Origin of the sequence: Eubacterium xylanophilum ATCC 35991, from assembly GCF_000518685.1 — a bacterium.
GTDB lineage: Bacteria > Bacillota > Clostridia > Lachnospirales > Lachnospiraceae > Eubacterium_F > Eubacterium_F xylanophilum.
On sequence record NZ_JAEB01000016.1, the window covers coordinates 40,329 to 66,965 of the forward strand.

Consider the following 26,637-nt stretch of genomic DNA (forward strand, 5'->3'; position numbering starts at 1 on the left):
CTAGAATTATTATATATATTTGTTAACTTCCTTAAAAGGAGCTGATATACCGGCAAACATGCTGGTACTCAGCTCCTTTACATTTATTCTTTGATTCTTACACTGACTTCACCGGTTCTTATAACTCTCCGCCTTCTGACTCCGCCATCATCTACCTGAAGCACAAGTCCTCCAATGTCATCAACATCAACTACAAAACCATCTTTCCACTTGTCATCTTCTAAAAATCTCACATTTTTCCCGATGACAAGTGATTTTTCACGATACTCATCCATATAATCTCTGGCCGGAAATTTATCCAAAATATCGAAAAAATTATTATAAACCGACACAGCTAATTGATTTCTGTCGATTTCCGAAACTCCCAGGGCTCCGGCATATCCCTCAAGTTCCGAAGGAAAATATTCCGTGGATGTATTTATCCCAATTCCAACCACTATGGAATCGATGTCATTTTCCACAACCACTGCTTCTGCTAGGATTCCGCACACCTTTCTACTTTTGTAGTAGATGTCGTTAACCCACTTTATCTGAGTAGAAATACCCAAGCATTCGTCTATAGCACGAGATACCGCCACTGATGTTGCCGTTGTGATGGACAATATGTCCATTGTATCTTCTGGCGCTTTCACCAAAAAACTCATATAAAGACCGGTGCCATAGGGACTAAAAAATTCCCTTCCCATGCGTCCTTTTCCATTGGTCTGAGATTCTGCCAACAAAAAACTTCCCGGTTTTACGCCCTCACGGGCCATTCTCATTAATTCTACGTTTGTAGAGTCAATCTCATCTAGGACTATAACTCCGGCATTATTTTTAATACCTTGCTGAATTATAGCCTTGTCAAGTTTTATCATATCACACCTACTCCTCTGAAATTTCATCCTTTTTTCTAATAATGTCAAACTCATTTAATGGTGCTTCAAGCTTGACACGAATTCTTTGCTGTGGATGCGGACATGATTCCACATTCGCACCCCACTCATCCCACATCTCTAAAACCTTTGATGTAGTATTGGTACCATCTGGCTTCATCAGTTCTACTGTATCGCCCACTGAAAACTTATTCTTTTGCTGAATCCAGCCTGTTCCATCCTCTTCCACGCCATGTACAGTGCCAAGGTATATATAGCTTCTGACATATGTATTGCTATCATATATCTGGGTTTCATGGGTAGTTGGTCCGAAGAAAAATCCAGTAGTAAACTGTCTATAGGTGCACTTTGCGATTTCTTCCCTATAGAGCGGAAGATTTTTCTTATATAATTCCGGATCCTTCAAGTAATCGTCCACCGCCATGCGATATGTTCTCACAACAGTGGCCACGTAGAGTGCTGTCTTCATTCTTCCCTCAATCTTAAAACTATTTATGCCCGCTTCAATCAATTCCGGGATATGCTCGATCATGCACAAATCCTTAGAATTGAATATATATGTCCCGCGCTCGTTTTCCTCGATTGGAAGGTATTCGCCAGGTCTCTTCTCTTCAACAATATAGTATTTCCAGCGGCATGGATGTGTGCAAGCGCCTAGGTTTGCATCACGACCGGTAAAATAATTGCTGAGAAGGCATCTTCCCGAATATGAAATACACATTGCCCCATGAACAAATGTCTCGATTTCCAAATCATCAGGAATATTGGCCCTAATATTTCCAATCTCCTTGAGAGAAAGCTCACGTGCTGTCACAACACGCGTCGCCCCTTGCTCTTTCCAAAAATTAAATGTCATGTAATTGACATTATTTGCTTGTGTACTTACATGAATCTCGATTTCAGGGCAAACACTTCTCGCAATGGTAAATACTCCCGGATCCGAGATGATAAGTGCATCATTTCCCACTTCCTTTAGCTCCTCAAAGTACTTCTTGACTCCCTCAAGGTCGCGGTTATGCGCAGTTATATTGGCTGTAACATATACTTTTTTCCCCCTTGCATGGGCGTACTCGACACCTTGCTTCATTTCTTCAAGAGAAAAATTGGTTGCCTTGGCGCGGAGTCCATACATCTCCCCACCTATGTAAACTGCATCGGCACCGTATTCTACAGCTGTCTTAAGAACCTCCAAGCTATTTGCCGGAGCAAGGATTTCTGGTCTTTTATCCATATCATTCACCTTTCACACTAATGGTTGTACCATCGCCTTCTGTCAGACAAATAGTCTCAAGTTGCGGATGGTTTGTAATTACTTTGAGATATTCTCTCATTCTCTCATGTATAGTTCTATCTCTCCTCCTGATGAAGTAACGAGATTCTAGCACATCTCCTTCGTGGAGCACATTATCCGACACCAGTAGACCGCCGGTTTTAAGGAGTTTTAAGATGTTGGGCAGAAAGCCAAGGTATTGTGCTTTAGCTGCATCAAGGAAGATAAAGTCATACTCTCTTCCTTCTTCTACTAGCTTATCTAACACATCATAAACGTCACCCTCTAACAAGGTAATCTTATTGTCCCGATCATACTTAGCAAAGTTTTCTCTCGCCTTTTTTATTCTAGCCGGAACCTTTTCTACAGTAGTAACATGTGCATCTCTCGAGGTTTGTTCACTCATCACGAGTGCCGAATATCCAACGGCAGCTCCAAGTTCAAGAATATTTTTGCAATTATGCGTTCTCAATAAATACCGCAAAATATCCCTTGTCCCCCTGCGAATAATAGGCACCTCATCCTGAAGTGCCTCAAGCTCTAACTTATTAATATATTCGGGATACTTGGGACGCAATGTATCAAAGTATACCTCTGCTCTATCTTCTTTCATTGTCCTACTCCACGCAAAATCTTCTCACATATTTCATCGCTGGTCATACTCGTATTAAGCCTGTGTTCACCGGCAACTACAACTGTAGTGGAACTCATAGAAAGTTTCATCTTGATGTAGAATGGATATGCACTCTTAATCAGACGTTGTGATTCCAAACGCTTGGAGATATTGAGCACATCCTCATCCTTATCTATCTTGAATACTATATCTCGACCCGGAGCGGGTTCAGACATAACTTCTCCAAATATCTCATGCGAAAACTCATATGAGAACTTGCAGACTTCAACAGCACAAAGCACAACGATTGCATAAAATATAACATTTAACAAGAGCACTAAAAGTCCCTTGAATATCCACAGCATCGTGGTGCTTTTCTTGCCAGCATTTTCCATGGTTATCAGTCAACCTCCATAATAATCGGCAAAATCATAGGATTTCTCTTCATCTTTCTCCACAAGAAATCATTGAGGGAATCCTTAATCTCTGACTTCATACTTCCCCAGTCAGTTATGCCGCGTTCAGCAATTCTATCTAGAGAAATATTTACAATTTCTCTACACTCATCCATGAGATTCTCGGCCTCACGGACATATACAAAACCTCTAGATACTATATCCGGACCTGAAACGATCTGATTAGATCCTCTCTCAAGTGCAATGGCAATCACCATCAGACCATTTTCCGAGAGATGCTGTCTATCTCTAAGTACGATATTACCTACGTCTCCAATTCCCAATCCATCTACCATGATTCCCTGAGCTTGTACTTGATCAACAACTTTGGCACTTTCCTCACAGATTTCAAGTACATTTCCAGAGTGCATAATAACCACATGGTCTTTCTCGACACCCATCTCCTGCGCCAACTCGCTGTGCCTAATCAAGTGTCTGTACTCACCGTGAACAGGAATGGCGTATTTTGGTCTGACAAGGGAATAAATCAGCTTAAGTTCCTCTTGGCAAGCATGTCCTGAAACATGAGTATCCTGAAAAATCACGCGAGCCCCCTTCATGGAAATCTCATTAATCACACGCGAAACACTTTTCTCATTTCCCGGAATTGGCGTTGAGCTAAATATAACCAGGTCAGTTGGCTTAATAGTAATCTTTCTATGAATTGAAGCAGCAATTCTAGAAAGGGCCGCCATAGACTCTCCCTGACTTCCTGTAGTAATCAACACCAGCTGATCATCTGTATAATTGGCCATCTCCTCCACGGAAATCATAATATTATCCGGAGCTTTGATATAACCAATCTCAATAGCCGTATTGATAATATTTACCATACTTCGGCCTTCTATAACAACTTTTCGCTTGTGTTTATGAGCCGAATTAATAATCTGTTGAACTCTATCCACGTTGGATGCAAATGTAGCAACTATAATTCTTCGCCCGGCGTTTTCATCAAATATAGTATCAAAAGTCTTTCCAACCGTCCTCTCAGACATGGTAAAACCAGGTTTCAAGACATTGGTACTATCCGCCAAAAGTGCAAGAACACCCTTCTTGCCCAATTCTCCGAATCTGGCAAGATCTATACTTTCGCCAAATACCGGTGTATAATCAACTTTAAAGTCTCCGGTATGTACAATAACTCCCGCCGGTGTGTAAATCGCAAGCGCAGCAGAATCTGCGATGCTATGGTTGGTTCTGATAAACTCAATTCGGAAATCTCCCAAATTGATATATTGTCCATATGTGACAACCTTTCTTCTAACGCAATTTACTAAATTATGTTCCTCAAGCTTATGATCTATAATAGCCATTGTCAGCTTTGTTGCATAAATCGGAACATTTATCTGGCGCAATATGTAAGGAAGTGCGCCTATATGATCTTCGTGTCCATGTGTAATTACGAAGCCCTTTACTTTGTCTTTATTGTCCAAAAGATAGGTTACATCGGGGATTACAAGATCCACTCCCAACATGTCGTCTTCCGGGAAAGCTAGACCGCAGTCCACAACGATAATGCTATCTTCCGTCTCGAAGGCGGTAATGTTCATTCCAATTTGCTCAAGTCCCCCTAATGGAATTATCTTTACCTTCGCGTTTTCATTATTCTTATTCTTCTTCAAATTTTCACCTCTTAGATCTATCTCATTCTGTTATATCTATGTCTTCAATCAATTCCTCAAAATATTTAGATATAATACTCAATTCATTCTCGTCGTCCACAATATCATATACAATTTCCCCTGAATTGTCATCGACAAACTCTTCTTTTAAAATAAGGCACTCTGAATCCTCTTCTGAATCTGATGGCTTATCGCTCACAAGCAAATAGGTTCTCCCAGCAATCTCTGCTTTTTCCACAACAAAAAAAGCATCCTCGCTGCCATCATCAGCAATGAGAACAACCTTATCTTCTCTCTCAGCCAATGTTCACTTCACTCCTTAATCTCTTGATTTTTTAGATAGTCCAGATATCCTTGCAATATGATAGATGCTGCCAACTTATCTACGAATTCTTTTCTGTCTTCTCTCCTGACCTTTCCGTCCTTTAAGACATTCATCGCAGACACAGTTGTCAACCTCTCATCCCACATAACAATTTCTAATCCGGTCCTGTGACTTAATTTCTCGCAAAACTCTGCCGTCCGTTCAACACGTTCTCCCGACGTATTATTCATATTTTTTGGATTTCCCACCACAATCTTGTCAACCCCGTACTCTTCGATAATCTCACAGATTCTCGCAAGAGTCTGACGCAACTTAGTCTCGCTTTTTCTTTTTATTGTTTCAACTGGTTGGGCCGTCAGCATCAATCCGTCACTTACTGCAACGCCAACTGTCACCGAACCATAATCAAGTCCCATAATTCTCAATTATCTCACCCGTCTATCGCCTTACTTCTTGAGATTATTTTCAATATAATCTTCTAAAAAAAGCTCGATTATCTCATCTCGCTCAGCACGCATGATAAGACTCCTAGCACCTTTGTGGCTTGTTATATATGTTGGATCACCACTCATAAGATAACCAACAATCTGATTAACAGGATTATATCCCTTTTCTGTAAGGGCTTCATAAACAGATGCAATAACATCGCTTACATCTAATTCCTTCTCTACTTCCACATTGAATAGTTGTGTATTTGTGTTGTTTTGCATTTCCATCCTCCCTAGTATTCAAAATTACTTAACATCGAACTCTTCATCTGTATTTATTTTAATATATCTGTACCGATTACGCAAGAGTTTTTTCGCGTTTCTACAAGCGTTGCATACCATATTCCTCCAAACTAGCGAAAGAAAACTTGTTTTCTTGATGCTAGATTGGGGGGATATGGTATATAGCGCGACAGCGCGTAACGAGCATGGCGCGAGGCGGCATGCGAGTTGGCGACGCGGAGTGGCGCACGGTTCAGTGCGACAGCGCGTAACGAGCATGGCGCGGGGCGGCATGCGAGTTGGCGACGCGGGTTTCTCACAATACGGATGTTTCTTGCCTTTTTGATATTTCATCCGTATCAACATCCGTATCAACCTGCCACGGAATGCGACATGGCCCTCTCTAAGCATCAAGCGCAGATGCACGCATCTGCGCTTGAACATAACTTCTTACTTATCTAACGAATTCATATCGTTCTGATTAAGCAACGATCAACCTCTCTTGTCGCCTTCCTTGGTTGTAGAATCATATACGTAATTCTCAATCAAAGGCTTATTCTTCATTGCGAACAACTCAGATACAGATACAATCTCAAATCCATTCTCGTGGAAGTACTTGATAAGCTCTGGTAAAGCTTCTGCTGTATTCCTCTCTGTCTCGTGCATAAGTACGATATCGCCGTCCTGAGCTTTCTTAACATTCTCGATAATCTGCTCTGTTGTTGCCTTATCCCAATCTTTGCTATCCACTGCGCAATTGATCATAGGCATTCCAACGTGATCCATCATCAACTTATTGTATGAAAGATTTGGAGCTCTGAAGAGGAATTTGCTGTAGCCGGTAACCTCTGTGAGTTTAGCACTTGTATCTCCAAGGATTTTCTCCATTTTTTCTACTTCATCTTCATCCTCATATACAGATACAGATTTGGTATCCCATGAGTGATTTCCCGGCTCAAATCCGTACTTAACAGCCTGCTTAATCTCGTCTGTTGTCTCGCCTTCTTTGATTCTTCCTCCGATATAGAAGAATGTTGCATGGCAGCCGTTATCATGAAGAGCTTTCTGAATAATCATACTTGTTCTATCATCAGCTGTTCCAATAGGGCCATCGTCAAATGTAAATGCCACGAGTTTTTTGCTTGGATCAATCCAGCTTGTGTCGAGTCCCTCAAATACAAACTGTCCTTCCAAAAGTGGAGTCTGTGTTGGAGCCACTGTTGGAGTTTCTGTCGGTGCAACTGTAGGTGCCTCTGTGGCAACTGCTGTTGGCGCAGAACTTGCAGCTGTTGTTGGCGCTGCTGTCTTAACTGCAGGCGCTGTTGTTGGTGCTTCATTCACTGACTTGCTAGCCGCAGACACTTTCTTCACGACAACGTTACACTTGTAAGTTTTACCATTTGAAGCCTTTGCAGCTACTACAGCCTTACCAGCTTTCTTTCCTTTAACCACAACACTCTTCTTGGTTTTCTTAGAAAGTACAACTTTACCCTTGCCTGATTTGACTGTCCACTTTGTCTTTTTGGAATTTTTAATCTTAAGCTTTTTGCTCTTTCCAACTTTCAAAGTCAGTTTCTTGGTACTAAGTGCAACTTTTTTTGCCGCATCAGAATCCACTGCTCCGAGCAATCCTACTGCCAAAGCACTTGCAAGCACAAGTGACAATACTTTGTTACTTCTTCTCATTTTCATTTTACCTCCTACTTTTGACTATTGCTAGTCTTTTGTATATTTCTCTTAAATAATACACTTAAAAAGTGTTATAATTGTGACAAGGCGCAATCTAACGTATTAGACTGCGCCTCATATACTAGAAAATTTAATAAAATATTACTGTCTTACGCCTGCAGCTCTTGTTGAATCATACTTGTGATTTGTCATCAAATCCTTGTTCTTCATAGCAAAGAGCTCTGAAACAGATACGATTTCATAATCGTTATCATGGAAGTACTTGATAAGTTCTGGAAGTGCTTCAACTGTATTAGCTTGTGTTGCATGCATGAGGACTACATCTCCGTCCTGTGCTTTTGTAACATTAGTGATAATCTCATCTTTTGTAGCATTAGCCCAATCCTTACTATCAATTGCACAGTTAATCATAGGCATATCAATGTAATTGTACATTACCTGGCTATATGAAAGGTTTGGTGCTCTAAAGAGGAACTTGCTGTATCCTGAAGCCTCTTTAAGAAGTGCATTAGTAACACCTACTGCTTCCTCGAGATCTTCCTTAGTCTCATATTTTGATACTGAATCCCAATCTGGACCATGGTTTCCGATTTCAAAACCATTTGCCACTGCCTGCTTAACTTCATCCATTCCACCTTGCTCACCAGAAATTCTGCTTCCGATGTAGAAGAATGTTGCATGAACTTTGTTCTCTTTCAAGATTTTCTGAATTGTCATTGAAGATGAACCTTCTTTTGTTCCTACAGGACCATCATCAAATGTAAATGCTACAAGCTTTTTGTTTGAATCAATCCAGCTTGTATCAAGACCTTCGTATACAAATTTTGTAGCCACGAGAGGTGTTGGAGTTGGAGCCGCTGTTGGCTCATCTCCTACTGGATAGAATGTATCTTCTTTAGCAATAAACTTAATTCCTTTGATCGTTACAGATTCAAGGCATGATGGCCATCCATATGAAGCATCAAATGGCTGAACATTTAATCCAGCAGCTTTTCCGCTCTTTCCAGCAAGGTCAATCGTAGCGCTTGTTCCTGTTGCAGACAATCCATAAGTAAGTGCCAAACCATCACTATATCCTGAAAGATCGTTCTCCTTAGCAAGAGCAAGCTTTCCACCAGTCATGATTGATGCATCTTCACCATCTTTAATCTTGCACTCGAAATCAATCTTGCAAGAAGAGAAATACTTGAGATCGAATTTCTCTGGAAGCTGTGAAGCAAAGTTGATAGCTATTGGACCACTTGGGAAATTTGTTGTCAAACTCTCCATTTTAATGTCAATATCTTCAACCTTTACTGGATCACCAGTCTCTACCTCTGGACTTTCTGTTGGAGCAACTGTCTCCTCTGGCTCATCCTCGAGTGTATTGCTGAATGAGAATCCATATACTGTAGCCTCTGCCGGCTTATATGGCTCTTCTCCTGTATAATCACCAACATAGTCTGTTGCCTTAATAAGGAATCCTACTGCAGTTGCTTTCTTAAGAGCTGAGAAAGTCTCATCATTAACTGGGTAGATATATGTTGTTGTGCCATCCGCATTCTGTCTAGCCTCAACCATTGTTCCCCATGTATCATGCTTATCCCAGTAATTTCCTGGATCTTCTCCACCTGAGAAAGTAATCATAGATACTTCCATAGGTTTTCCTTCAGAGTCAACTGAAGTCTCGCTGAGCTTAAGTGTAAACTTGACGTACTTATATCCCTCAAGGCTTACTTTCTTCTTATCTGGTGAAAGATAGAATACACATCCGTTGTTAAATACAGAACCTGTAACTGTTCCTGTTTCATCAGCTGGCTTATCTGTCTTAAAGTTAACAGTTCCATCCTCATTGAATGTAACCTGTCCATACTCACCTGTTGTCTCCTGGCCAAATGTAACAACATTATCCTGTACCACTGCAACCTTTGGTGGAGCTGTTACGGCTGGCGGCTTGCTTCCCTCTGGTGTTGGCTCAACGCTTGCTACTGCTGAAGGAGTTGCACTTGCTGCTGCTGAAGGAGCTGCACTTGCTGCTGCACTTGCTGCTGCTGAAGCTACAGGAGCCTTTGTAGCTGCTGCTGAAGCTGCTGGAGCTTTAGTAGCTGCTGCTGAAGCTGCTGGAGCCTTTGTAGCTGCTGTATTTGACTTTGCAGCCTTCTTAGCTGAAACCTTAACTTTCAACTTAAGGTTTGTAGCCTTCTTAACTCCTTTAACTGCTACTTTAAGAGTGACCTTAGCTGTACCCTTCTTAAGTCCCTTAACGTTTACTTTAACTGACTTTTTCTTCCAAGAAACTTTTGCAATCTTCTTTGCTTTCTTGGACATCTTTACTTTAACGCTCTTGATCTTGTTCTTCTTAACATTCTTGAGCTTCAAAGATGTTTTTGCGCCTGCGGCAACTTTTACTGTTTTTTTGCTAAGTTTTACCTTCTTAGCTGCATCGACACCTGCGCCTGACATTCCGAGATTTCCCACCACAAGGGCTCCCGCCAAGGCAAATGCGACTACTTTACTATTTGTCTTCACTTTAACGACCTCCTACATAAAAAATTTGATAATAATATTTTAACAAAAAAAATAAAATATATCAAATAATTTTTTTGTTATAAGTCACTATCATATAACCTTTTACTTATAGGTCGTGTTGTATACATTGACGAAAAAGTTTTTCTTTTTCCGATAATTTTGGCATCTTTTCCAATATCCATAACATTTTTATTATGAGATTTTCACTGCCAAAAACTAAACAATTATTTTTATCATGTCATTGACTCCATACCCACTCTCCTCAGCCTTGGCAATAGGAATCCTAAACATAACATATCTTTCATTGTGCCCCACTATATACTTTTCTCCGTCGACTTCGCGAACTTCTTCAAGGAGAACTCTTACTTCTTTCCCTGTAAAATATTCCTCGAATTCAACTTTCTTGTCAGATGCAACCTTGATGAGTTTCTCCGTTCTCTCCTTTTTGATATTGCCATCAACTTGGTTTGGCATATTGGCAGCTCTGGTTCCCTTTCTAATGCTATATGGGAATACATGCACATCGGCAAAACCAACGTTTTCTACGAATCTTACAGTTGTAGAAAACTCTTCGTCTGTCTCACCCGGAAAGCCCACTATAATATCAGTTGTAATGGCAGGATGCTCATAGTATTCTCTAATCATAGAACACTTTTCCATGTATTCTACAGTTGTATAATGTCTATTCATTCGCTTCAACACACTATCACAACCGCTCTGCAAAGACAGATGGAAGTGTGGGCAAATCTTATCAATCTTAGATAGGCCTTCTAAAAACTCTTTACATATAATTCTTGGTTCCAAGGATCCCAATCGAATTCTCTCAATCCCTTTAATCGCATTTATCTTCTCTAACAATTCCAAAAGTGGTTTGCCCTTGAGCTCTACAAAGTTTTTTGCACCCACAAAATCAACACCATAAGAGGAAAGATGTATCCCCGTCACCACAACTTCCTTAGTTCCATTATTGGCAAGTTCTTCTATCTCACTTACAACTACGTCCTCAGGTGTGCTAACGAGCTCTCCTCGTCCCCTGGCAAATGGAATCATGCAATATGTACAAAATTGGTTGCATCCATCTTGAACCTTGATATACTTTCGCACTCTCCCTTGAACTGTATGTGCGTCATGTTCCTGAAAATCGACACTTATAATCTCTGCAACTTTCTGGTCTTGATTACTCTCTTCTTGCAATCTCTCTATAAGCTTTTCTGCAATATTCGCTTTATCTTTATTGGAGAAGAAAAAGTCAACTCCGGAATCCTTGGGCAAATTGTCCATATTCACATCAACATAACATCCTGTTGCAACAATAATGCTATTCGGACTATTTTTCTTAGCTCTGTGAATCATCTGCCTGGACTTTCTGTCCGCTATATTGGTAACTGTACATGTGTTAATGACGTAAACATCTGCAACATCAGAAAACTCCACCACATCGTGACCGAGTTTTGTGAATTGTTTCATCATTTTTTCAGTTTCATAATAGTTTACTTTGCAACCAAGGGTTAAAAAAGCTGCTCGCATTTAATTACTCACCTTTCAATTTTTCTATTGACAACAAGCGAAATCCATAATACTATATTATTGTAAACAGTTTTAGCAATAATAAGGAGGATGTTTTTATATGAAAACCGTTAGAATTTCGTTAAATTCCATTGATAAAGTTAAAACATTCGTGAACGAAGTTACTAAGTTCGATGCCGAATTTGATTTAGTTTCAGGAAGATATGTTATCGATGCTAAGTCGATTATGGGTATTTTCAGTTTGGATTTGTCAAAGCCTATCGACCTTAACATTCATTGTGATAGTGATAGCGATATCGATACAATCCTTGAGAAGATACAGCCATTCATAGTTGAGTAGTTATTACTCAACCGTTTGACTTTTGTTGTCCTGCGCCGAAGCACAGGACAATATGTGTGAGTTTCTGATAACGAAGATGTGGGCTAAACCCACATCTTTTTTGTTATAGAAAAGTCTACTTTCCTTATTTATTTCTTGACATTTATAATCTCTCGACTGTCGATAGCTGTCGCCAGCATGTCATCAATTATATCTTCTAGCTTTCTCTCAGATCTCTCAATCTGGCTTACTTCCGGTTTTGTCACAGGATGCTTGGCAACAAATGTTGTACAGCAATCCTCGTATGGAAGGATAGACGTCTCAAAAGTATTGATTTTCTCAGAGATGTCGATAATATCCTGTTTGTCAAATGCTATAACCGGACGGAAAACAGGCATTGTGCAGACAGCATTGGTAGCAACCAAACTCTGCATTGTCTGACTTGCAACCTGTCCAACACTCTCTCCCGTAATAAGCGACATGCAGTCTGTCTTTCTCGCTATATCCTCGGCAATTTTCATCATATATCGTCTCATGATAATTGTGAGTTCGTCATGTGGGCATCTGTCATATATAGCCATCTGAATATCCGTAAAATTCACCACATGAAGGTTAATCTCTCCTGTATAATCACTGATAATCCTAGCGAGATCAACTACCTTTTGCTTTGCGCGCTCACTTGTATAAGGTGGCGCATGAAAGTAAACTGCCTCTATCTTGACACCTCTCTTGGCCATCATATATCCAGCAACCGGACTGTCGATTCCACCAGAGAGAAGAAGCATAGCCTTTCCGCTGGTTCCAACCGGCATACCACCCGGTCCCTTAAAGCTCTTGACATAGACATATGCCTTCTGTCTAATCTCTATATTTACACTTACTTCAGGTTTCTTAACATCAACCTTGGAATTAGGCAAGTTCTTGAGTATAACTTCTCCTGCCTTCATGCATATATCCGGGCTTTTGAGTGCATAGCTCTTATCACTTCTCTTGGCAAAAACCTTAAATGTAAACGCACTATCACCGAATTCCGCCTTCATGTGATCGATAAGTTCTTTCAAAACATTGTCAAAATCCTTGTTTTCCACCAAGACAACGGGACAAATATGAGCAATTCCAAAGCACTTTTGGAGTTCCTCTACAACCTCATCGTAGTCAAAATCTGACTTTGCCTCAATATATACTCTTCCGTTTTCCTTAGATACTTCAAATTCTCCATCGCAATACTCTAGCTTTTCCTTGATTCTTCTAACCAGAGCATCCTCGAAAATGTATCTATTCTTTCCCTTAATTCCAATCTCGGAATATTTTATCAAAAATGCACTTATCATCTTAATCTCCATTCTATCTCTTGACATATTTTCGCAACATTGGCAGCAAATCCTCGATTTGCTCCACAGTATAGTCTATCATTTCCGCTGTAGTAAACACAGAGAAGCTGAATCGAATTGTGGATTCAAGCAAGTTTTTGTCCACTCCTATCGCCTGTAACGCATGACTAATTCCCGGATGGTTAGAAGAGCATGCTGATCCCGACGACACAAACACACCTCTATCCTCGAGAGCGTGGAGCAACACCTCGCTTCTCACACCTTCGAAACTGACGCTGAGGACGTGCGGAGCCGTAGCCTCCAGTTCCTCACATGCATTCACCGTCACCCCTTCAATGGATTCACATTTTTCCTTCAACATCTTCTTAATTTTGAAAAAATGTTCCGCGTGATCCGACATATTGCCATACATAAAATCTGCTGCTACTTTAAGTCCCGCAATCCCCGGAACATTTTCCGTACCAGACCTAAAGTTCTTCTGCTGCCCACCTCCGTGGATAATCGGATGGACCTTAACATTGTCAGATTTGAACACAAAGCCCGTTCCCTTGGGTCCGTGAATCTTGTGTCCGCTAACAGTTATAAAATCAGCCTTACTTCTCTTGGCATTAATCATAATCTTGCCGTAGCTCTGAATCGCATCAACATGATATATGATATTCTTGTTATACTCTTTGACAATATTTCCAATCTCATATATATCATTTACTGAGCCAATCTCATTGTTGACATGCATAATGGAAACTATAATGGTGTCTTCCCTGAGTGCATCCTTCAATGCATCTAACTCAACTCTTCCATTCTTATCAACCGGAAGATACGTCACTTCAAAGCCCATATTATCTTCAAGGTACATCAGTGGGCGATAAACTGAGGCATGCTCATAGCATGTTGTGATAATATGTTTGCCCTCTCGCTGATTGGCCAAAGCTCCTCCAACCAGGGCCATATTGTTCCCTTCCGTTCCCCCAGATGTAAATATAATATTATCGGGACTACACTTTAGAGTTTTGGCTATACTCTCCCTTGCATCCTTGATAATCTTCTCCGCCTCAAATCCTCTGTTGTGAAGAGACGACGGATTGCCATATCTATTGCACATCACATCTTTAACTACATCCGCAACTTCAGGAAGCGCCTGAGTAGTAGCCGCATTATCCAAATAACATTCCAATTCTATCACCTTTATCTATCTTTCTAAACTTTTATCTTCAATCATAAACATGAGGATTGACAATATAGCAAGTCCCGCAGTCTCAGTTCTAAGTATTCTTTTCCCAAGTGAAATAGTCCTAGCGCCAGCATCTGTCGCCTGATCCACTTCCGAAGTCTCGAATCCCCCCTCGGGTCCGATAAATATTCCTATCGAACTTTTGTCCGTTGCATCCCTAATAATCGCCCCTGAAGTAAGAGTCATGTCACACATCTCATAGGGGAACAAAACAATATCGAGTTTTTCTGCTGACTGAAGTGCCATGTCATATGTCATTATATCCGTAATTTCAGGTATAATTCCCCGACCACTTTGCTTGGCTGCAGACCTTGCGATTTCTTGCCATCTGCTTACTTTCTTCGCAGATTTCTTGCCATCATACTTGACAACACATCTCTTGGTCTTAACCGGCACAATCTTCGCAGCTCCTAGTTCCACAGCTTTTTGAACTATCAGATCCATCTTGTCGCCCTTGGGGAGTGCCTGATAAAGCACTATCTCCACAGGAAGTTCCGTCTGAACGGGAGTTTCTTGCTCAATCTTACATATGATAGAATCATCACCAATCAGATGAATACTGCACTCATAATCAATACCTCGTCCACAAGTAAGGGTAAGTTTTTCGCCCTCGCGCATTCGAAGAACATTTTTAATATGATTTACATCATCTCCCACGATAGTGATATCTTCAGCAGATACGCTCTCCTGCGCCACAAAAAACCTTGGCATATCATCTCTCCGATCTATTAGTTCTCAAGGGCACTAAGCACGGCCTCTCTGTCACTGTAATGGTATTTCACGCCATTTATCTCCTGATAATCCTCATGGCCCTTGCCGAGAAGAATGATGATATCTCCATCTTCAGCGTTATCAATGGCATACTTAACCGCCTCAGTTCTATCTATAATTATCTCATATTTCCCGTCTGTCTTACCAATTCCAACCAATATGTCCTCAACAATATTATTCACATCTTCTGTTCGTGGATTGTCACTGGTAATCACAGCTAGATCGGCGTATCTTCCTACAGCCTCTCCCATCTCATATCTTCTGAGCTTACTTCTATTGCCTCCACATCCAAATATGGCAACCAGTCTTCTTGGGTTATACCCTCTAAGTGTCTTCAAGACACTCTCTGTACTAATTCCATTATGTGCATAATCAACGATAACTGCAAAATTTCCGCCGGTCGGAATACTCTCAACTCGACCAGCAATCTTAACATGCTCAAGCCCGTGTAATATTACATCTTTATCGATTCCCAATTTGGCACCTACACATGCTGCACACATAGCATTATAAACATTAAAGTACCCCGGAAGTCCAACTACAATCTCGCCCTGAAGAATTCCACTGGCCTTAAACTTCATCGCAAGAGAATCCTGCTCCTGAACATGCTCTATTTCTGTCGCTATCATGTCCGCATCGCTTTTTCCAAAGGTCACAATCTCACAAGTTGCATTCTTCGTAATCTCATCGAAGTGCTCATCGTCCTTGTTAAATATTCCGACCTTACAATTCTCAAACAACTTTGACTTATACATCAAATATTCATCAAAATCAGCATGTTCATTAGGACCGATATGGTCTGGTGAAATATTGGTAAATACTCCATAATCATAGAATATTCCTGCAACGCGATTCATCTTGATTCCCTGAGATGAAACCTCCATAATCATATACTTACATCCTTTTTCTACCATATGAGCAAACATCTTGTGAAGCTCATATGATTCCGGAGTAGTATTCTCCGTAGGTATGGATTCGCCATCTATAAAAGCACCGATAGTTCCTATGATTCCACATTTCTCGCCGCTTTTCTCTATGATATCTTTGATCATATGCTCAACAGAGGATTTACCTTTAGTTCCCGTTATTCCAATAGTAATCAGTTTTTGGGCAGGATAATCAAAGTATGCTGCAGACATAACTCCAAGAGTATATCTTCCGTCCTCTACTCTGATAAGCGTTACTCCTGATTTCTTGCACTTTTCGATAAGAGTTGACTCAACATCTCTCTCTGCCACAACAGCGACAGCCCCCTTATCGATGGCGCTTTCTATATACTTATGTCCGTCGACTACACTTCCGTAAAGTGCCACAAACATCCCTGATTCTACTACTTTTCTCGAATCATATGCAATGTCAGCTATGTCTATGTCGACACTTCCGCAAATCAACGAATACTCTACTTTTTCTAATATTTTCTTCAATACCATATGTGTTCCTCCTCCATACCGTATTAATAGTAAAACTTATCCTTCAAAACCTCGGACCTAAGAATCTTATACTGCGTCTTAGAAAGATTCTTCTTGAATGATTTAAACAAACGCTTTCTATCAATATACTGTCTTGACATCCAAGTCATTGCATTTTCAGAATCCGCGGTAAAATGCATGATCCTTGCAGATTTCTTCTTATTGGTCCACTGCGTCCAATTGTAAAGCGTATATCCATTATTATCGATTCCATTAGGATTTCCGGCTTCGAAGAAATTTTTAAAATACTGTCGCATTCTATATGTGAGCTTTTCTCTTCCAGGAAGATTCTTATTGCTATATATCCTGAAACCATAGCCCTTAACATTTCTTCCAAGAAGGCAATCTACATCCATTCCATGCACCGATCCGATGTACTTGGCATATGTCTTGCCCACCACATCTGACTTCTCGCCCCACTTGTATCTGTATACATATATTGGTTCGTGATGCTCGTCCTTTTGGAATGTAGAGGCAACTTTCTCTATATAGAAAGAACTCTGGAACATGCTTCCATACTTCTTGGCTGCAACTAAAAGTCGCTTGAACCTCTTGCCTCTAACCTTAATCTTGCCTCTTTTCTTCAGCTTTTTCAGCTTTTTGTATACATTAGCTCCGCTTTCCGAGCTAGTCGAACCGATGATAATCGGAACTCTATTATATCTTCCAAACTCGACGCAATTAAAGCCGGACTTTGGAATCACCTTGCCGTCTCTGAAGCACTGCGGAAACTTCTGCAAACTGAGTGATGATGAACCCGCCATCTTCTTCACTTCTTTGTCGCTAAGCCCCTTGAGTAATCTTCCGAGTTTGGCCGATGACATCTTCTTAATCTTCTTGCGAGCCTTTTTCATATTGGAACAGGTTCCCCTTCTCACAAGAATCTTAGCAAGTTTCTCATTGGACCACTTGCGTCCCTGCTTCTTGGAACATGTTGTCATGCCGCCACTAAAGGAAACAGCCTTGGAGAAAAGCCCCTTCATCTTAGGAGAAATCACACAATTCAATACATCTCTGGCTCCTGCAGAAAATCCAGAAATAGTGACATTGTCAGGATCTCCGCCAAATACAGCCACATTCTCCTTAACCCACAAAAGAGCGCGCTTGATATCCAACAAAGTATAGTTTCCACTCAGATTGTCCGCTCCCGCATGAGAGAGACCTCTGCTCACAAACCAGCCAAATGCTCCTTTTCTATAATCAATCGATATAACAATAGTCTGAGTTTCCTTGGCAATATCTCTAAAGTTGTAATTAGCTGTGCCCTTTGTATTACCTCCACCGTGAACATATACCATAACAGGCATCTTCTGACTGTGGCCCTTAGGTCTGGTAATGTTCATATACAAACTGTCATTGCCCTTGGTCTTCTTGCTTTTCACAAACTTCTTGACGCCATTCCAACTGTCCGGTTCTGTAGGCTTACACCATCTCTTGGCCTTGCCATATGGAACACTATTCCAACAAATTCCCTTTCTACTCTTGATGCCTCGCATATAGCCATACTTTGTCTTTACAACAACACCTGTCTCTATCTCTTCTTTAGTAGGGAACTCTTCATATATATCATCATCATTTTTCTTGTTGTCAACGTTCTTGTCATCAACGACACCCTCTTCTTTTGAAGGAGAATCCACTTGTGGAATATCCTCTTTCACGTCCTCACCGTTCACTGTTTCCACATCCGGGCTCTCGATATCTGGCGACTCTACACTTGTAGTCTCTGCTCCGGGTGACTCTACACCTACATCGCCATTCTCCTCATTTATAGGGGGTTCTACACTTGTAGTGTCAACTTCATCTGTATCCGGTTCAGCAGTTTCTGATGGTATCTCTATTATAACATCTCCCGAACCATCTGAACCTGACAATTCAGTCAAATATTTACCATCATCTGTCAAAATGGCATCATCAGAAAAGGCATCACCAAAACCAACGCCTCTTCCATTTCCGGAAAAAGCATTGCCTCCGACAATACCCGATGCAGTTGTCCCTATGACTGCCGTAGCAGTTAGTACTAATGCCATCTTCAACATAGTTAACACCTCTTAATTAAATCACCTTTAGATATTCAAGCGCCTTTTTTATTCCATCATTTTCAACCCTGTCTGTCACATAATCAACCTTGTTGAAAAGTACCGGATTTCCACTTCCCATAGCCACTGAAAAGCCTACAGTGTCAAGCATAGGAAGGTCATTGGTGCTATCTCCAAATCCAACTGAGTTCTCAATCGGCATGCCAAGTTTCTCGCACACAAACTCGATTCCCGTCCCCTTGGATATTCCCTTCGGAACAGCCTCGTAGAAAGTCGGGTCTCTCTCTATAAAAGAAAAATATTCGGAATATTTTTCCATAAAACTCTCCATATCAGAGCTCTCATCGTGCCAGAGCGCCATCTTGTCAAAATCAAACTCCTCACTCCAGACACATTGAGTTTTGGCCTTAAATGTAGAATTCTCAGAGTATATCCTCAACACTTCATCCATCCAAGGATCCTCGCGAAAGGCTGAACAATCCTTGCCCTCGAGAACTCCATCAATATGATACTTGTATAAGTCCTCTATCACGGAATCCTGTAATTCTCTGCTGAGAACATTGTGATAAACCGGTTTATCATCCATTTCCACATATGTTCCACAACCGGCAACCATGCCATCAAAACCTATCTTCTTGACGAATTCAGGTATAATCGCCAGACACCTGCCAGAACATATATATACGATGTTTCCCTTTTCTCTGGCTGTTCTAAGTGCTTCAACGGCACTAGTCGGAACTGCATCCTTATTGTCATCGATAAGGGTTCCATCTATATCAAAAAAAAGGATCTTCTTATCAGTATTTGCTGATTCCCTCGGACTCATCATCGCTTTTCCTTATCTCCTTTATACTCACATAGTAACTAATACTATCATTGACATTGACCTTTGCTCTATCTCCCACATGTTTTTTCATAATAGCTTTTCCAAGTGGGGATTCAATACTAATCAAGTGCTCCCTAACATTGGTTCTGACAGTTGTCACAATCTTGTATTCCTCAGTTATACCATCTTCTTCAAAGTAAACTGTAACGGTATCATTAATTCCAACTTCGTCTTCATCGGAGTCATCTTCGATAACCTTTGCAGTTTTCACCATTCGCTCCAGATATCTGATTCGGCTTTCATTTTGATTCTTAACCCTCTTAGCGGCCTTGTACTCAAAGTTCTCGCTCAAATCACCATGGGCTCTTGCTTCTTTTACATCTTCCAGAGCATTTTTTCGCACTACAAGCTTGCGATATTCGATTTCTTCTTCCATCTTTTCGATGTCTTTTTTAGTCAATCGATCATTCATACTTACACCTCTTCTAATTCCCCATTTTTCAACACACTCGCCCAAATTATTGTAAAACAAGATGAAGGCAATGTCAAGTAATACCGGAACATTTTACAAATTTTCCCCCTGTTGTTGTGCTAGAATAGAAACAATGATATAATATAAAAAAAGTTGAAAGAAGGTGTATCATGCTTCCAGGTGTGTATAAAGCCGAAAAAAAAGACAAAACTACTTATTATAGAAGTTCCATTACATTTAAAAACAAACATATCAGTCTAGGCAGCTTTTCAACCGAGAAAGCAGCTCACTTGTGTTATCTTGAGGCACAGAGATTTCTCACCAACAAGCATTGCAACTTAGAAACCCACTCTAAGTACCTTTCTTTCAAAAAGAAAGTATCCATCCTCAATTTTCGCGACAATGGAATCTATAGCAAGACGCCTATATACATGTATAGGAAGTTTTTTCACTACTACTTCGGACAGGATGATTACTATATCTTCGACATCGATGATTTATTCTACTACTCCAACCACAGCATTATGCGACGCGGTGGGCATCTTTTTGTAAATGACTACGGGATGCAAGTAAATATTCTGTCCAGGTATGGAATCAAGAACTATGGCGTTCCCGGCAGAGATTTCAACTTTGTAAATAATAACAATAGAGACTTTAGATATGAAAATATACAGATTATCAACCGTTTTAATGGGGTTTTCAAGAAAAATGTCGACGGAAAAACGGTCTATGAAACTGTCATCAACATCACCAACGACTTCATCGTCGGAAGATATACAAGCGAATCAGTAGCCGCCATCGCCTACAACAGAGCTGCATCCATACTGATACTCAAGGGATATGAAAAAAAATATTCCGTCAATTATATCGAAGATTTGACCAAGGACGAATACAAAAAAATCTTTGACAATGTGGATATATCACCAAAGATCCTTGCTTTGCCACCAATTAATTAATAAACCCAGCAAAAAAGAGGCCGCCCCTTCAGGCAAGCCCCACAATGTACAAAACCAACAAGCATAGTCCCACTATTCCATTGGAAACCACACCTATCCTCACTGTTGTATAGTAGATTTCTTCTTGCTTAATACATCTGATAGCCATAACAAAACCAGCTACGGCGAGGATAAAATCAAGTATTCCCATGTATCCAAACAAGATTCCCGCGTGCCCCTTGGCGCGCCCCGAAAAGATGAATAGCATTAATAGAGCAATTATAGCAACTGCACCCATAATGGACGATATAATTCCCTGTCTGGGATGTTTTTTGTCCGTAAATTGAATTCTTCTCTTCTTTCTAAACAACATTTATCTCTTCCTCTTCCTTCGCTTTTTCTTAAATACTGCTGAGTAAATAGCATATAATACATGATATATTACCACACCTACAAAAGCTCCTACTGTATTCAAGAACAAATCATCCACATCAAAGCATCCAACCTTAGTGATAAGCTGTCCGATCTCCACTGTCAAGCTGAATACAAGCCCTAATACCGTCACGCATATGACTTGATATATTGGTTGCTTGTGTTCTCCTATCAAACCTGGAACAAAAAAGCCAAAAGGCATGAATACGATAACATTTCCGATTATATTTACAAAAAATGCCTCTATTCCAACCACATCATAGTGATGAATATATCTTCGTATCTCTTTAAAAAGCGTTAGATTGTACTGAAATTCCTCATATTTATGCCCACGTCCATACTCTTCACTGAAAAACAAAAAGTAAATCAATACCACCATGTAAATCATGAAGAGTATGTTGAGCAAAAACTTTATAAATTCTTTCTTCATTAATATCACAAATCCTCGAGATATTCACCGAACTTACTGTCTGATAACAGCGCCAATTTCCTTCATCTTGCCAAGAATCTTGTCCATGGCAGCAGTGATATCCTTTTCCTCGAGGGTTCTATCCTTAGCGCGGAATCTGATTGAGTAAGCGAGAGACTTCTCATCTGAGCCCAGCTGCTCACCCTCGTAAACATCAAACAAATTGTAATCCTCGAGAAATTCTCCACTGTATTTCTTGATAATTTCCTCAACCTGTCCAGCCATGAGACTCTTGTTCATTACAAGACAGATATCTCTAGTAACTGCAGGGAACTTCGCAACTCCCTCGTACTTAATCTCAAAATCAGCTAATCCTGTAAGTGACTTGACATCAAGAACTGCAACATATACTTTTGTTCCAATTCCATAATTATCAGCAACTTCCGGATGAATCTCACCAAGGAATCCTACTGTCTCGTCACCTACTATAATATCAGCTCTTCTTCCTGGATGCAAGTATGGTCTGTCAGATTCTGGCGTAAATCTTGTATCTTTTGCAACTCCAAGTTTCTCAAGAGTTGCCTCTATTACGCCCTTCATCTCGAAGAAATCGCCTTTTCCATACATTCCGAGAGTGAACTGCATTCTTTCATCTGGAAGTTCCTCCAATGGAAGGCTCTTAGGAAGATAAATGTTCGCCAACTCATAAAGTCTCACATCTTTATTCTTTCTATTGTAATTAGTTGCAAGACTTGTAAGCATTCCATTGAGGGAAAGTGTTCTCATAACACTGTAGTCCTCACCCAGAGGGTTAGAGATTACGATAGCTTTTCTCGCCGGATCATTTTCATCCAATAAAAGCTTGTCAAACACCTTTGGACTCTCAAATGAATATGTCATACCTTCGCTAAATCCTGACTGTTCTACAACAGTTCGCATGATATTTTCTATTTCATTCTGGTATGAAAGTTTTCCTGCAGTTGCCTCTCCACTTGGAAGAGTCTGAGGAATCTTGTCATAACCATAGAATCTTGCCACTTCCTCTGCAAGATCGCACCATCTGAGAACATCTTGTCTCCATGAAGGAACATGAACCTCGCGCTTATCCTTATCTACCTCAAGATCAACCATCTCAAAGTACTTGATCATCTCATCCTCTGAGATATCTGTTCCAAGAAGTGAGTTGATTTTATCAGGATCATATGCAACTACATTTCCCTCGCGCTTGTTAGGATAAACATCAACACATCCACCAACAACTGTACCTGCACCAAGCTCCTCGATAAGTTGACAAGCTCTGTTCATTGCCTCCATAGCTGTATTGGGATCCAAGCCCTTCTCAAACTTAGCCTGAGCATCTGTACGCATTCCAAGTTTCTTACCGGACAGACGAATGTTGGTTCCATCAAAACAAGCTGCCTCGAAAAGCATAGTCTTGACATTATCAGAAATCATGGAATTCTCTCCGCCCATGATTCCGGCTATTCCAACAGGCTTTTTGCCATCACAAATCATGAGAATGCTATCATCTAGCTCTCTCTCCTGTCCGTCAAGTGTGACAAATTTCTCGCCCTTTTCCGCTGTTCTCACAATAATCTTATGATCCTCGATTGTATCATAATCAAAAGCGTGCATTGGCTGTGCATACTCTTCCATTACATAGTTAGTAATATCAACAATATTATTGATTGGTCTAATTCCACAAGCTGCAAGTCTTCTCTGCATCCACTCCGGTGAAGGTGCAAGTTTGATATCCTTTACAACCCTTGTCACATATCTGCTACAAAGCTTTTCATCTTTAATCTCAACTGAGATATAATCTGAAGCCTTCTCATCATTTCCAACTTCAGTGACAACCGGTGGACAGAATGGCTTTCTAAATGTTGCTGCAGCCTCACGAGCAATACCGATAACACCAAAGCAGTCTACACGATTTGAAGTAACCTCATACTCGAAATTTGCATCTCTGAGACCAAGAAGCTCTATCGCATCGCTTCCAACTTCTGCCTTGGCATACTCGGGATTATCACTGAGAATATAGATTCCATCCTCCGCTGCATCCGGATAATAATCTGTGGATGATCCAAGCTCCTCAATAGAGCACATCATTCCAAATGACTCTACACCTCTAAGCTTACCCTTCTTAATCTTGATTCCACCAGGAGTCTTGGTGCCATCGTGTCCTCCCGCAACTCGACCTCCTGCAAGAACAACGGGAACTTTCTGTCCCTCCTTGACATTAGGAGCACCCGTTACAATCTGAACTGTATTTCCTTCAGCATCAATCTCAACCTGACAAACAACCAACTTGTCGGCATCCGGATGCTTCTCAATTTTCTGAATCTTTCCAACAATAATCTTATCAAGATCCTCATCAAACTTCTCATATCCCTCTACCTTAGTTCCTGAGAGAGTCATTGCATCCATATATTCTTTTTCAGTACATTCCAACTCAGGAACATACGCCTTAATCCATGATAATGGTGTATTCATATCTATTTCCTCGCTTTCTATTATAGAAAATTATCTATTAATCAGTAAAATATTCCGCGCTTCCATCGCATTCTTAGAACTGCTCTAAGAAACGCTTGTCATTCTCATATAGAAGACGCATGTCGTCAATCTCATACTTGAGAAGAGCTATTCTCTCAAGTCCGACACCGAATGCAAATCCTGTATATTCCTCAGGATCAATGTTACTCATCTCCAAAACGTGTGGGTGAACCATTCCACAACCGAGAATCTCTATCCATCCTTCACCTTTACAGAAACGGCATCCTTTACCGCCACACTTGAAGCATGTCACATCCATCTCAGCACTTGGCTCTGTAAATGGAAAATGATGTGGTCTGAATTTAACTTTAGTCTCTTTTCCAAAAAGCTCTTTGGCAAACTCTGCCAATGTTCCCTTGAGGTCTGCAAATGTAACATGCTTATCAATTACAAGTCCCTCAATCTGGTGGAATGATGGTGAATGTGTTGCATCTACTTCATCTGAACGGAATACTCTACCGGGAGCAATCATCTTAATAGGAAGTTTTCCCTCTTCCATCACACGAACCTGCACAGAAGAAGTCTGTGTACGAAGCAATAGCTTGTCATTGATATAAAATGTATCCTGCTCATCCTTTGCCGGATGATTTGCCGGAATATTTAACGCCTCAAAGTTATAATAGTCATACTCAACCTCAGGTCCGGTAACAACTTCATAACCAAGTCCCACAAAGATTTTCTCAACTTCTTCCAAAGCAATTGTATTAGGATGTCTATGTCCGAGCTCCGGCTTCTTTCCCGGAAGAGTTACATCGATAACCTCTGCCTTCATCTTCTCTTCGCGAAGCTTCTTAGCAAATGCTTTCTGCTTTTCTTCCAATGTCTTCTCTATCTTCTGACGAGCATCATTAACCATCTGACCGACTTTAGGTCTGTCCTCAGGAGCTACGTCCTTCATAGACTTGAGAACGCTTGTGAGCTCACCTTTCTTTCCCAAAAATGCCACCTTAATGTCATTCAACTTCTCCAGATTCTCAGAGCTGTTGATCTGCCCAAGGGCATCCTGCATAATTTTCTCTAACTTTTCATTCATCTTCTTTTCCTCCATTCTATCTTGCACAAATGCATACAAAAAGTCCCCCACTGATCCTAAAATCAATGAGGGACGAAAATATTCCGCGGTACCACCCTTGTTCCCAGCTTCTCTCCTTACTATATCTATTGGGGGAGTTTACTGGACTCTCTTCGAACTTAACGCGTTCTAACGTCATAACCTAGTGAGAATACTATTTACATATTCCGTTCAATCTTGCAACTCCGGTGTGAAATTCAACAACCAACTGAACCTGGCATGCTCTCAGCTAATAGCAACGCCTCTCTGTTAGGAAGTTTGGATGTCTGTGGGATTATCTGGATTGTAATCCCTGCACCATCATAGTTTTTTTCATATTCAAAAGATATGGTATCACATAATTTTGATTATGTCAAATTAATTTTGTAGGATTGAATTAGCACATACAAATAACTCTATATTACACGGACTATTTTTTTACATAAATTCACTAAATCATATCTGATGCCATCTCTACTTCTCCATCCTCGATTAGACCACTCTTCACCAGAAAGATCATCTCCTCCGTATATCAGGGCACCATATTCAAATCCCCTAAAACGAGCAACAGCTATGCATCCGGCCTGCTCCATTTCTACGATTTTGCCGCCTTCGGATTTTCTAAGCTCTATCTTGTCTATTGTCTCGCGAAAGATAGCATCTGTAGTCCAAGTGAGGCCACGCATGTAGGAAACTTCATTTTCATCAAGATACCTCGCAATAGTATTTGTCGTAGCTTGGTCAGTATATGCAACCCTCGATGGTGGAAGGTAATGATATGAAAAACCTTCATCTCTTATGGCACCTTCTACCAAGAGTAACTGCCCCACCTCTATATTGGAATCAAGCACACCACCGCCACCGCAGAACATTACTTTTTTAATTCCCATTTCATAAAAAAGATCTAAGTTGCCTCCACAAGCAGGACATCCCACCTGACCTAAAGTGATAAGTACATCAGGCTCTTCATTGAATCTATATATTTCAAATGGGTTCTCACCTGGAATAACTCTTTCCGTTCTTAATTTGTTCTGCTCTTTGAGTTTTGTTATCACTTCTGGGAAAAAAGTAATCACGAGCTTGTCTGTGTCAAATCTCCCCGGTCCAAAGGACTCTGGATTTAACTTTGCTGTTTTGACATCATCAAATTCTAATATAGGATATTCATTCTTATATAACATCTATCTTCCTCACCTTTCTGCAATATC

Annotated in this window: 25 protein-coding genes; 2 read left to right on the forward strand and 23 right to left on the reverse strand. The window is 40.6% G+C overall.

Features of this window, described 5'->3' with window-relative positions:
• Nucleotides 1–83 precede the first annotated feature (83 nt).
• The 11 genes from L877_RS12180 to mtaB all read right to left on the reverse strand — a co-directional run bounded on the left by L877_RS12180 (nucleotide 84) and on the right by mtaB (nucleotide 11,594).
• Entirely contained in the window at nucleotides 84–857 is a 774-nt protein-coding gene (locus L877_RS12180) for a biotin--[acetyl-CoA-carboxylase] ligase (protein ID WP_051437682.1), read from the reverse strand.
• A gap of 7 nt (nucleotides 858–864) precedes the next feature.
• The gene (locus L877_RS0104790) at nucleotides 865–2,106 is read right to left on the reverse strand and encodes a peptidase U32 family protein (protein ID WP_026835124.1); all 1,242 of its coding nucleotides are present in this window, start codon (nucleotides 2,104–2,106) and stop codon (nucleotides 865–867) included.
• Between the two features lies 1 nt (nucleotide 2,107).
• On the reverse strand, nucleotides 2,108–2,758 hold the full coding sequence (locus L877_RS0104795; RefSeq protein WP_026835125.1) for an O-methyltransferase: 651 nt from the start codon (nucleotides 2,756–2,758) through the stop codon (nucleotides 2,108–2,110).
• Nucleotides 2,755–3,123 (reverse strand): hypothetical protein, encoded by a 369-nt coding sequence (locus tag L877_RS0104800; RefSeq protein WP_207637229.1) that lies wholly within the window; start codon nucleotides 3,121–3,123, stop codon nucleotides 2,755–2,757. Before L877_RS0104800 ends, L877_RS0104795 begins: the two co-directional genes overlap by 4 nt.
• A 35-nt stretch (nucleotides 3,124–3,158) precedes the next feature.
• On the reverse strand, nucleotides 3,159–4,835 hold the full coding sequence (locus L877_RS0104805; protein WP_026835127.1) for an RNase J family beta-CASP ribonuclease: 1,677 nt from the start codon (nucleotides 4,833–4,835) through the stop codon (nucleotides 3,159–3,161).
• A 22-nt stretch (nucleotides 4,836–4,857) separates the two neighbouring features.
• Nucleotides 4,858–5,139 (reverse strand): DUF1292 domain-containing protein, encoded by a 282-nt coding sequence (locus L877_RS0104810; protein WP_026835128.1) that lies wholly within the window; start codon nucleotides 5,137–5,139, stop codon nucleotides 4,858–4,860.
• An 8-nt stretch (nucleotides 5,140–5,147) separates the two neighbouring features.
• Nucleotides 5,148–5,585, reverse strand: coding sequence for a Holliday junction resolvase RuvX (gene ruvX, locus L877_RS0104815; protein WP_026835129.1), 438 nt, complete (start codon nucleotides 5,583–5,585; stop codon nucleotides 5,148–5,150).
• Nucleotides 5,586–5,606: 21 nt separating this feature from the next.
• Complete coding sequence (locus L877_RS0104820) at nucleotides 5,607–5,870, reverse strand: IreB family regulatory phosphoprotein (RefSeq protein ID WP_341349130.1); 264 nt, start codon at nucleotides 5,868–5,870, stop codon at nucleotides 5,607–5,609.
• 492 nt (nucleotides 5,871–6,362) lie between these two features.
• On the reverse strand, nucleotides 6,363–7,556 hold the full coding sequence (locus L877_RS0104825; RefSeq protein ID WP_026835131.1) for a polysaccharide deacetylase family protein: 1,194 nt from the start codon (nucleotides 7,554–7,556) through the stop codon (nucleotides 6,363–6,365).
• A 144-nt stretch (nucleotides 7,557–7,700) separates the two neighbouring features.
• Nucleotides 7,701–10,067, reverse strand: coding sequence for a polysaccharide deacetylase family protein (locus L877_RS12185; protein WP_026835132.1), 2,367 nt, complete (start codon nucleotides 10,065–10,067; stop codon nucleotides 7,701–7,703).
• Between the two features lie 216 nt (nucleotides 10,068–10,283).
• On the reverse strand, nucleotides 10,284–11,594 hold the full coding sequence (mtaB, locus tag L877_RS0104835) for a tRNA (N(6)-L-threonylcarbamoyladenosine(37)-C(2))-methylthiotransferase MtaB (RefSeq protein ID WP_026835133.1): 1,311 nt from the start codon (nucleotides 11,592–11,594) through the stop codon (nucleotides 10,284–10,286).
• 100 nt (nucleotides 11,595–11,694) lie between these two features.
• On the opposite strand from mtaB, the gene L877_RS0104840 reads away from it, so the two are divergent.
• Nucleotides 11,695–11,934 carry an HPr family phosphocarrier protein gene (locus tag L877_RS0104840; RefSeq protein ID WP_026835134.1) on the forward strand — a complete coding sequence of 80 codons (240 nt, stop codon included), beginning with the start codon at nucleotides 11,695–11,697 and terminating at the stop codon, nucleotides 11,932–11,934.
• Nucleotides 11,935–12,062: 128 nt separating this feature from the next.
• Here the strand turns inward: L877_RS0104840 and thiI are convergent, their stop codons facing one another.
• From thiI to L877_RS0104875, 7 genes are read right to left on the reverse strand one after another with little or no spacing between them, the layout of a single operon-like run.
• Nucleotides 12,063–13,271 (reverse strand): tRNA uracil 4-sulfurtransferase ThiI, encoded by a 1,209-nt coding sequence (gene thiI / locus L877_RS0104845; protein ID WP_341349131.1) that lies wholly within the window; start codon nucleotides 13,269–13,271, stop codon nucleotides 12,063–12,065.
• Nucleotides 13,258–14,427, reverse strand: a complete 1,170-nt coding sequence (locus tag L877_RS0104850) for a cysteine desulfurase family protein (protein WP_341349132.1) — start codon at nucleotides 14,425–14,427, stop codon at nucleotides 13,258–13,260. Before L877_RS0104850 ends, thiI begins: the two co-directional genes overlap by 14 nt.
• A 6-nt stretch (nucleotides 14,428–14,433) precedes the next feature.
• On the reverse strand, nucleotides 14,434–15,186 hold the full coding sequence (locus L877_RS0104855) for a 16S rRNA (uracil(1498)-N(3))-methyltransferase (RefSeq protein ID WP_026835137.1): 753 nt from the start codon (nucleotides 15,184–15,186) through the stop codon (nucleotides 14,434–14,436).
• 17 nt (nucleotides 15,187–15,203) lie between these two features.
• Nucleotides 15,204–16,676, reverse strand: coding sequence for a UDP-N-acetylmuramoyl-L-alanyl-D-glutamate--2,6-diaminopimelate ligase (locus tag L877_RS0104860; RefSeq protein WP_026835138.1), 1,473 nt, complete (start codon nucleotides 16,674–16,676; stop codon nucleotides 15,204–15,206).
• Nucleotides 16,677–16,699: 23 nt separating this feature from the next.
• Nucleotides 16,700–18,751, reverse strand: a complete 2,052-nt coding sequence (locus tag L877_RS0104865; protein WP_026835139.1) for a carboxylesterase family protein — start codon at nucleotides 18,749–18,751, stop codon at nucleotides 16,700–16,702.
• Nucleotides 18,752–18,767: 16 nt separating this feature from the next.
• A complete protein-coding gene (locus L877_RS0104870) occupies nucleotides 18,768–19,580 on the reverse strand; it encodes a Cof-type HAD-IIB family hydrolase (RefSeq protein ID WP_051437683.1) in 813 nt (270 codons plus the stop codon).
• Nucleotides 19,549–20,049: a GreA/GreB family elongation factor gene (locus L877_RS0104875; RefSeq protein WP_026835141.1), complete on the reverse strand. Its 501-nt coding sequence runs from the start codon at nucleotides 20,047–20,049 to the stop codon at nucleotides 19,549–19,551. The genes L877_RS0104870 and L877_RS0104875 overlap by 32 nt, the downstream gene beginning before the upstream one ends.
• A gap of 170 nt (nucleotides 20,050–20,219) precedes the next feature.
• Here L877_RS0104875 and L877_RS0104880 point away from each other — a divergent pair, with 170 nt between their 5' ends.
• Nucleotides 20,220–21,005: a hypothetical protein gene (locus L877_RS0104880; protein ID WP_026835142.1), complete on the forward strand. Its 786-nt coding sequence runs from the start codon at nucleotides 20,220–20,222 to the stop codon at nucleotides 21,003–21,005.
• A 28-nt stretch (nucleotides 21,006–21,033) separates the two neighbouring features.
• Here L877_RS0104880 and L877_RS0104885 read toward each other — a convergent pair whose 3' ends face one another.
• From L877_RS0104885 to L877_RS0104905, 5 genes are all read right to left on the reverse strand, one after another.
• Nucleotides 21,034–21,357 carry a DUF6142 family protein gene (locus L877_RS0104885; RefSeq protein WP_026835143.1) on the reverse strand — a complete coding sequence of 108 codons (324 nt, stop codon included), beginning with the start codon at nucleotides 21,355–21,357 and terminating at the stop codon, nucleotides 21,034–21,036.
• Nucleotides 21,358–21,846: a VanZ family protein gene (locus tag L877_RS0104890; RefSeq protein WP_034785112.1), complete on the reverse strand. Its 489-nt coding sequence runs from the start codon at nucleotides 21,844–21,846 to the stop codon at nucleotides 21,358–21,360.
• Between the two features lie 33 nt (nucleotides 21,847–21,879).
• The gene (pheT, locus tag L877_RS0104895; RefSeq protein WP_026835145.1) at nucleotides 21,880–24,318 is read right to left on the reverse strand and encodes a phenylalanine--tRNA ligase subunit beta; all 2,439 of its coding nucleotides are present in this window, start codon (nucleotides 24,316–24,318) and stop codon (nucleotides 21,880–21,882) included.
• A 73-nt stretch (nucleotides 24,319–24,391) separates the two neighbouring features.
• Entirely contained in the window at nucleotides 24,392–25,411 is a 1,020-nt protein-coding gene (gene pheS, locus L877_RS0104900) for a phenylalanine--tRNA ligase subunit alpha (RefSeq protein WP_026835146.1), read from the reverse strand.
• A 434-nt stretch (nucleotides 25,412–25,845) separates the two neighbouring features.
• Nucleotides 25,846–26,610 carry a nucleoside phosphorylase gene (locus tag L877_RS0104905; protein WP_026835147.1) on the reverse strand — a complete coding sequence of 255 codons (765 nt, stop codon included), beginning with the start codon at nucleotides 26,608–26,610 and terminating at the stop codon, nucleotides 25,846–25,848.
• Nucleotides 26,611–26,637 lie beyond the last annotated feature (27 nt).

Coding starts and splice junctions, on each gene's coding strand:
- L877_RS12180 (WP_051437682.1), bottom strand. CDS start 857: ATGATAAAACTTGACAAGGCTATAATTCAGCAAGGTATTAAAAATAAT.
- L877_RS0104790 (WP_026835124.1), bottom strand. CDS start 2,106: ATGGATAAAAGACCAGAAATCCTTGCTCCGGCAAATAGCTTGGAGGTT.
- L877_RS0104795 (WP_026835125.1), bottom strand. CDS start 2,758: ATGAAAGAAGATAGAGCAGAGGTATACTTTGATACATTGCGTCCCAAG.
- L877_RS0104800 (WP_207637229.1), bottom strand. CDS start 3,123: ATGCTGTGGATATTCAAGGGACTTTTAGTGCTCTTGTTAAATGTTATA.
- L877_RS0104820 (WP_341349130.1), bottom strand. CDS start 5,870: ATGCAAAACAACACAAATACACAACTATTCAATGTGGAAGTAGAGAAG.
- L877_RS0104825 (WP_026835131.1), bottom strand. CDS start 7,556: ATGAGAAGAAGTAACAAAGTATTGTCACTTGTGCTTGCAAGTGCTTTG.
- mtaB (WP_026835133.1), bottom strand. CDS start 11,594: ATGCGAGCAGCTTTTTTAACCCTTGGTTGCAAAGTAAACTATTATGAA.
- L877_RS0104840 (WP_026835134.1), top strand. CDS start 11,695: ATGAAAACCGTTAGAATTTCGTTAAATTCCATTGATAAAGTTAAAACA.
- thiI (WP_341349131.1), bottom strand. CDS start 13,271: ATGTCAAGAGATAGAATGGAGATTAAGATGATAAGTGCATTTTTGATA.
- L877_RS0104855 (WP_026835137.1), bottom strand. CDS start 15,186: ATGCCAAGGTTTTTTGTGGCGCAGGAGAGCGTATCTGCTGAAGATATC.
- L877_RS0104860 (WP_026835138.1), bottom strand. CDS start 16,676: ATGGTATTGAAGAAAATATTAGAAAAAGTAGAGTATTCGTTGATTTGC.
- L877_RS0104865 (WP_026835139.1), bottom strand. CDS start 18,751: ATGTTGAAGATGGCATTAGTACTAACTGCTACGGCAGTCATAGGGACA.
- L877_RS0104870 (WP_051437683.1), bottom strand. CDS start 19,580: ATGATGAGTCCGAGGGAATCAGCAAATACTGATAAGAAGATCCTTTTT.
- L877_RS0104875 (WP_026835141.1), bottom strand. CDS start 20,049: ATGAATGATCGATTGACTAAAAAAGACATCGAAAAGATGGAAGAAGAA.
- L877_RS0104880 (WP_026835142.1), top strand. CDS start 20,220: ATGCTTCCAGGTGTGTATAAAGCCGAAAAAAAAGACAAAACTACTTAT.
- L877_RS0104885 (WP_026835143.1), bottom strand. CDS start 21,357: ATGTTGTTTAGAAAGAAGAGAAGAATTCAATTTACGGACAAAAAACAT.
- L877_RS0104890 (WP_034785112.1), bottom strand. CDS start 21,846: ATGAAGAAAGAATTTATAAAGTTTTTGCTCAACATACTCTTCATGATT.
- pheT (WP_026835145.1), bottom strand. CDS start 24,318: ATGAATACACCATTATCATGGATTAAGGCGTATGTTCCTGAGTTGGAA.
- pheS (WP_026835146.1), bottom strand. CDS start 25,411: ATGAATGAAAAGTTAGAGAAAATTATGCAGGATGCCCTTGGGCAGATC.
- L877_RS0104905 (WP_026835147.1), bottom strand. CDS start 26,610: ATGTTATATAAGAATGAATATCCTATATTAGAATTTGATGATGTCAAA.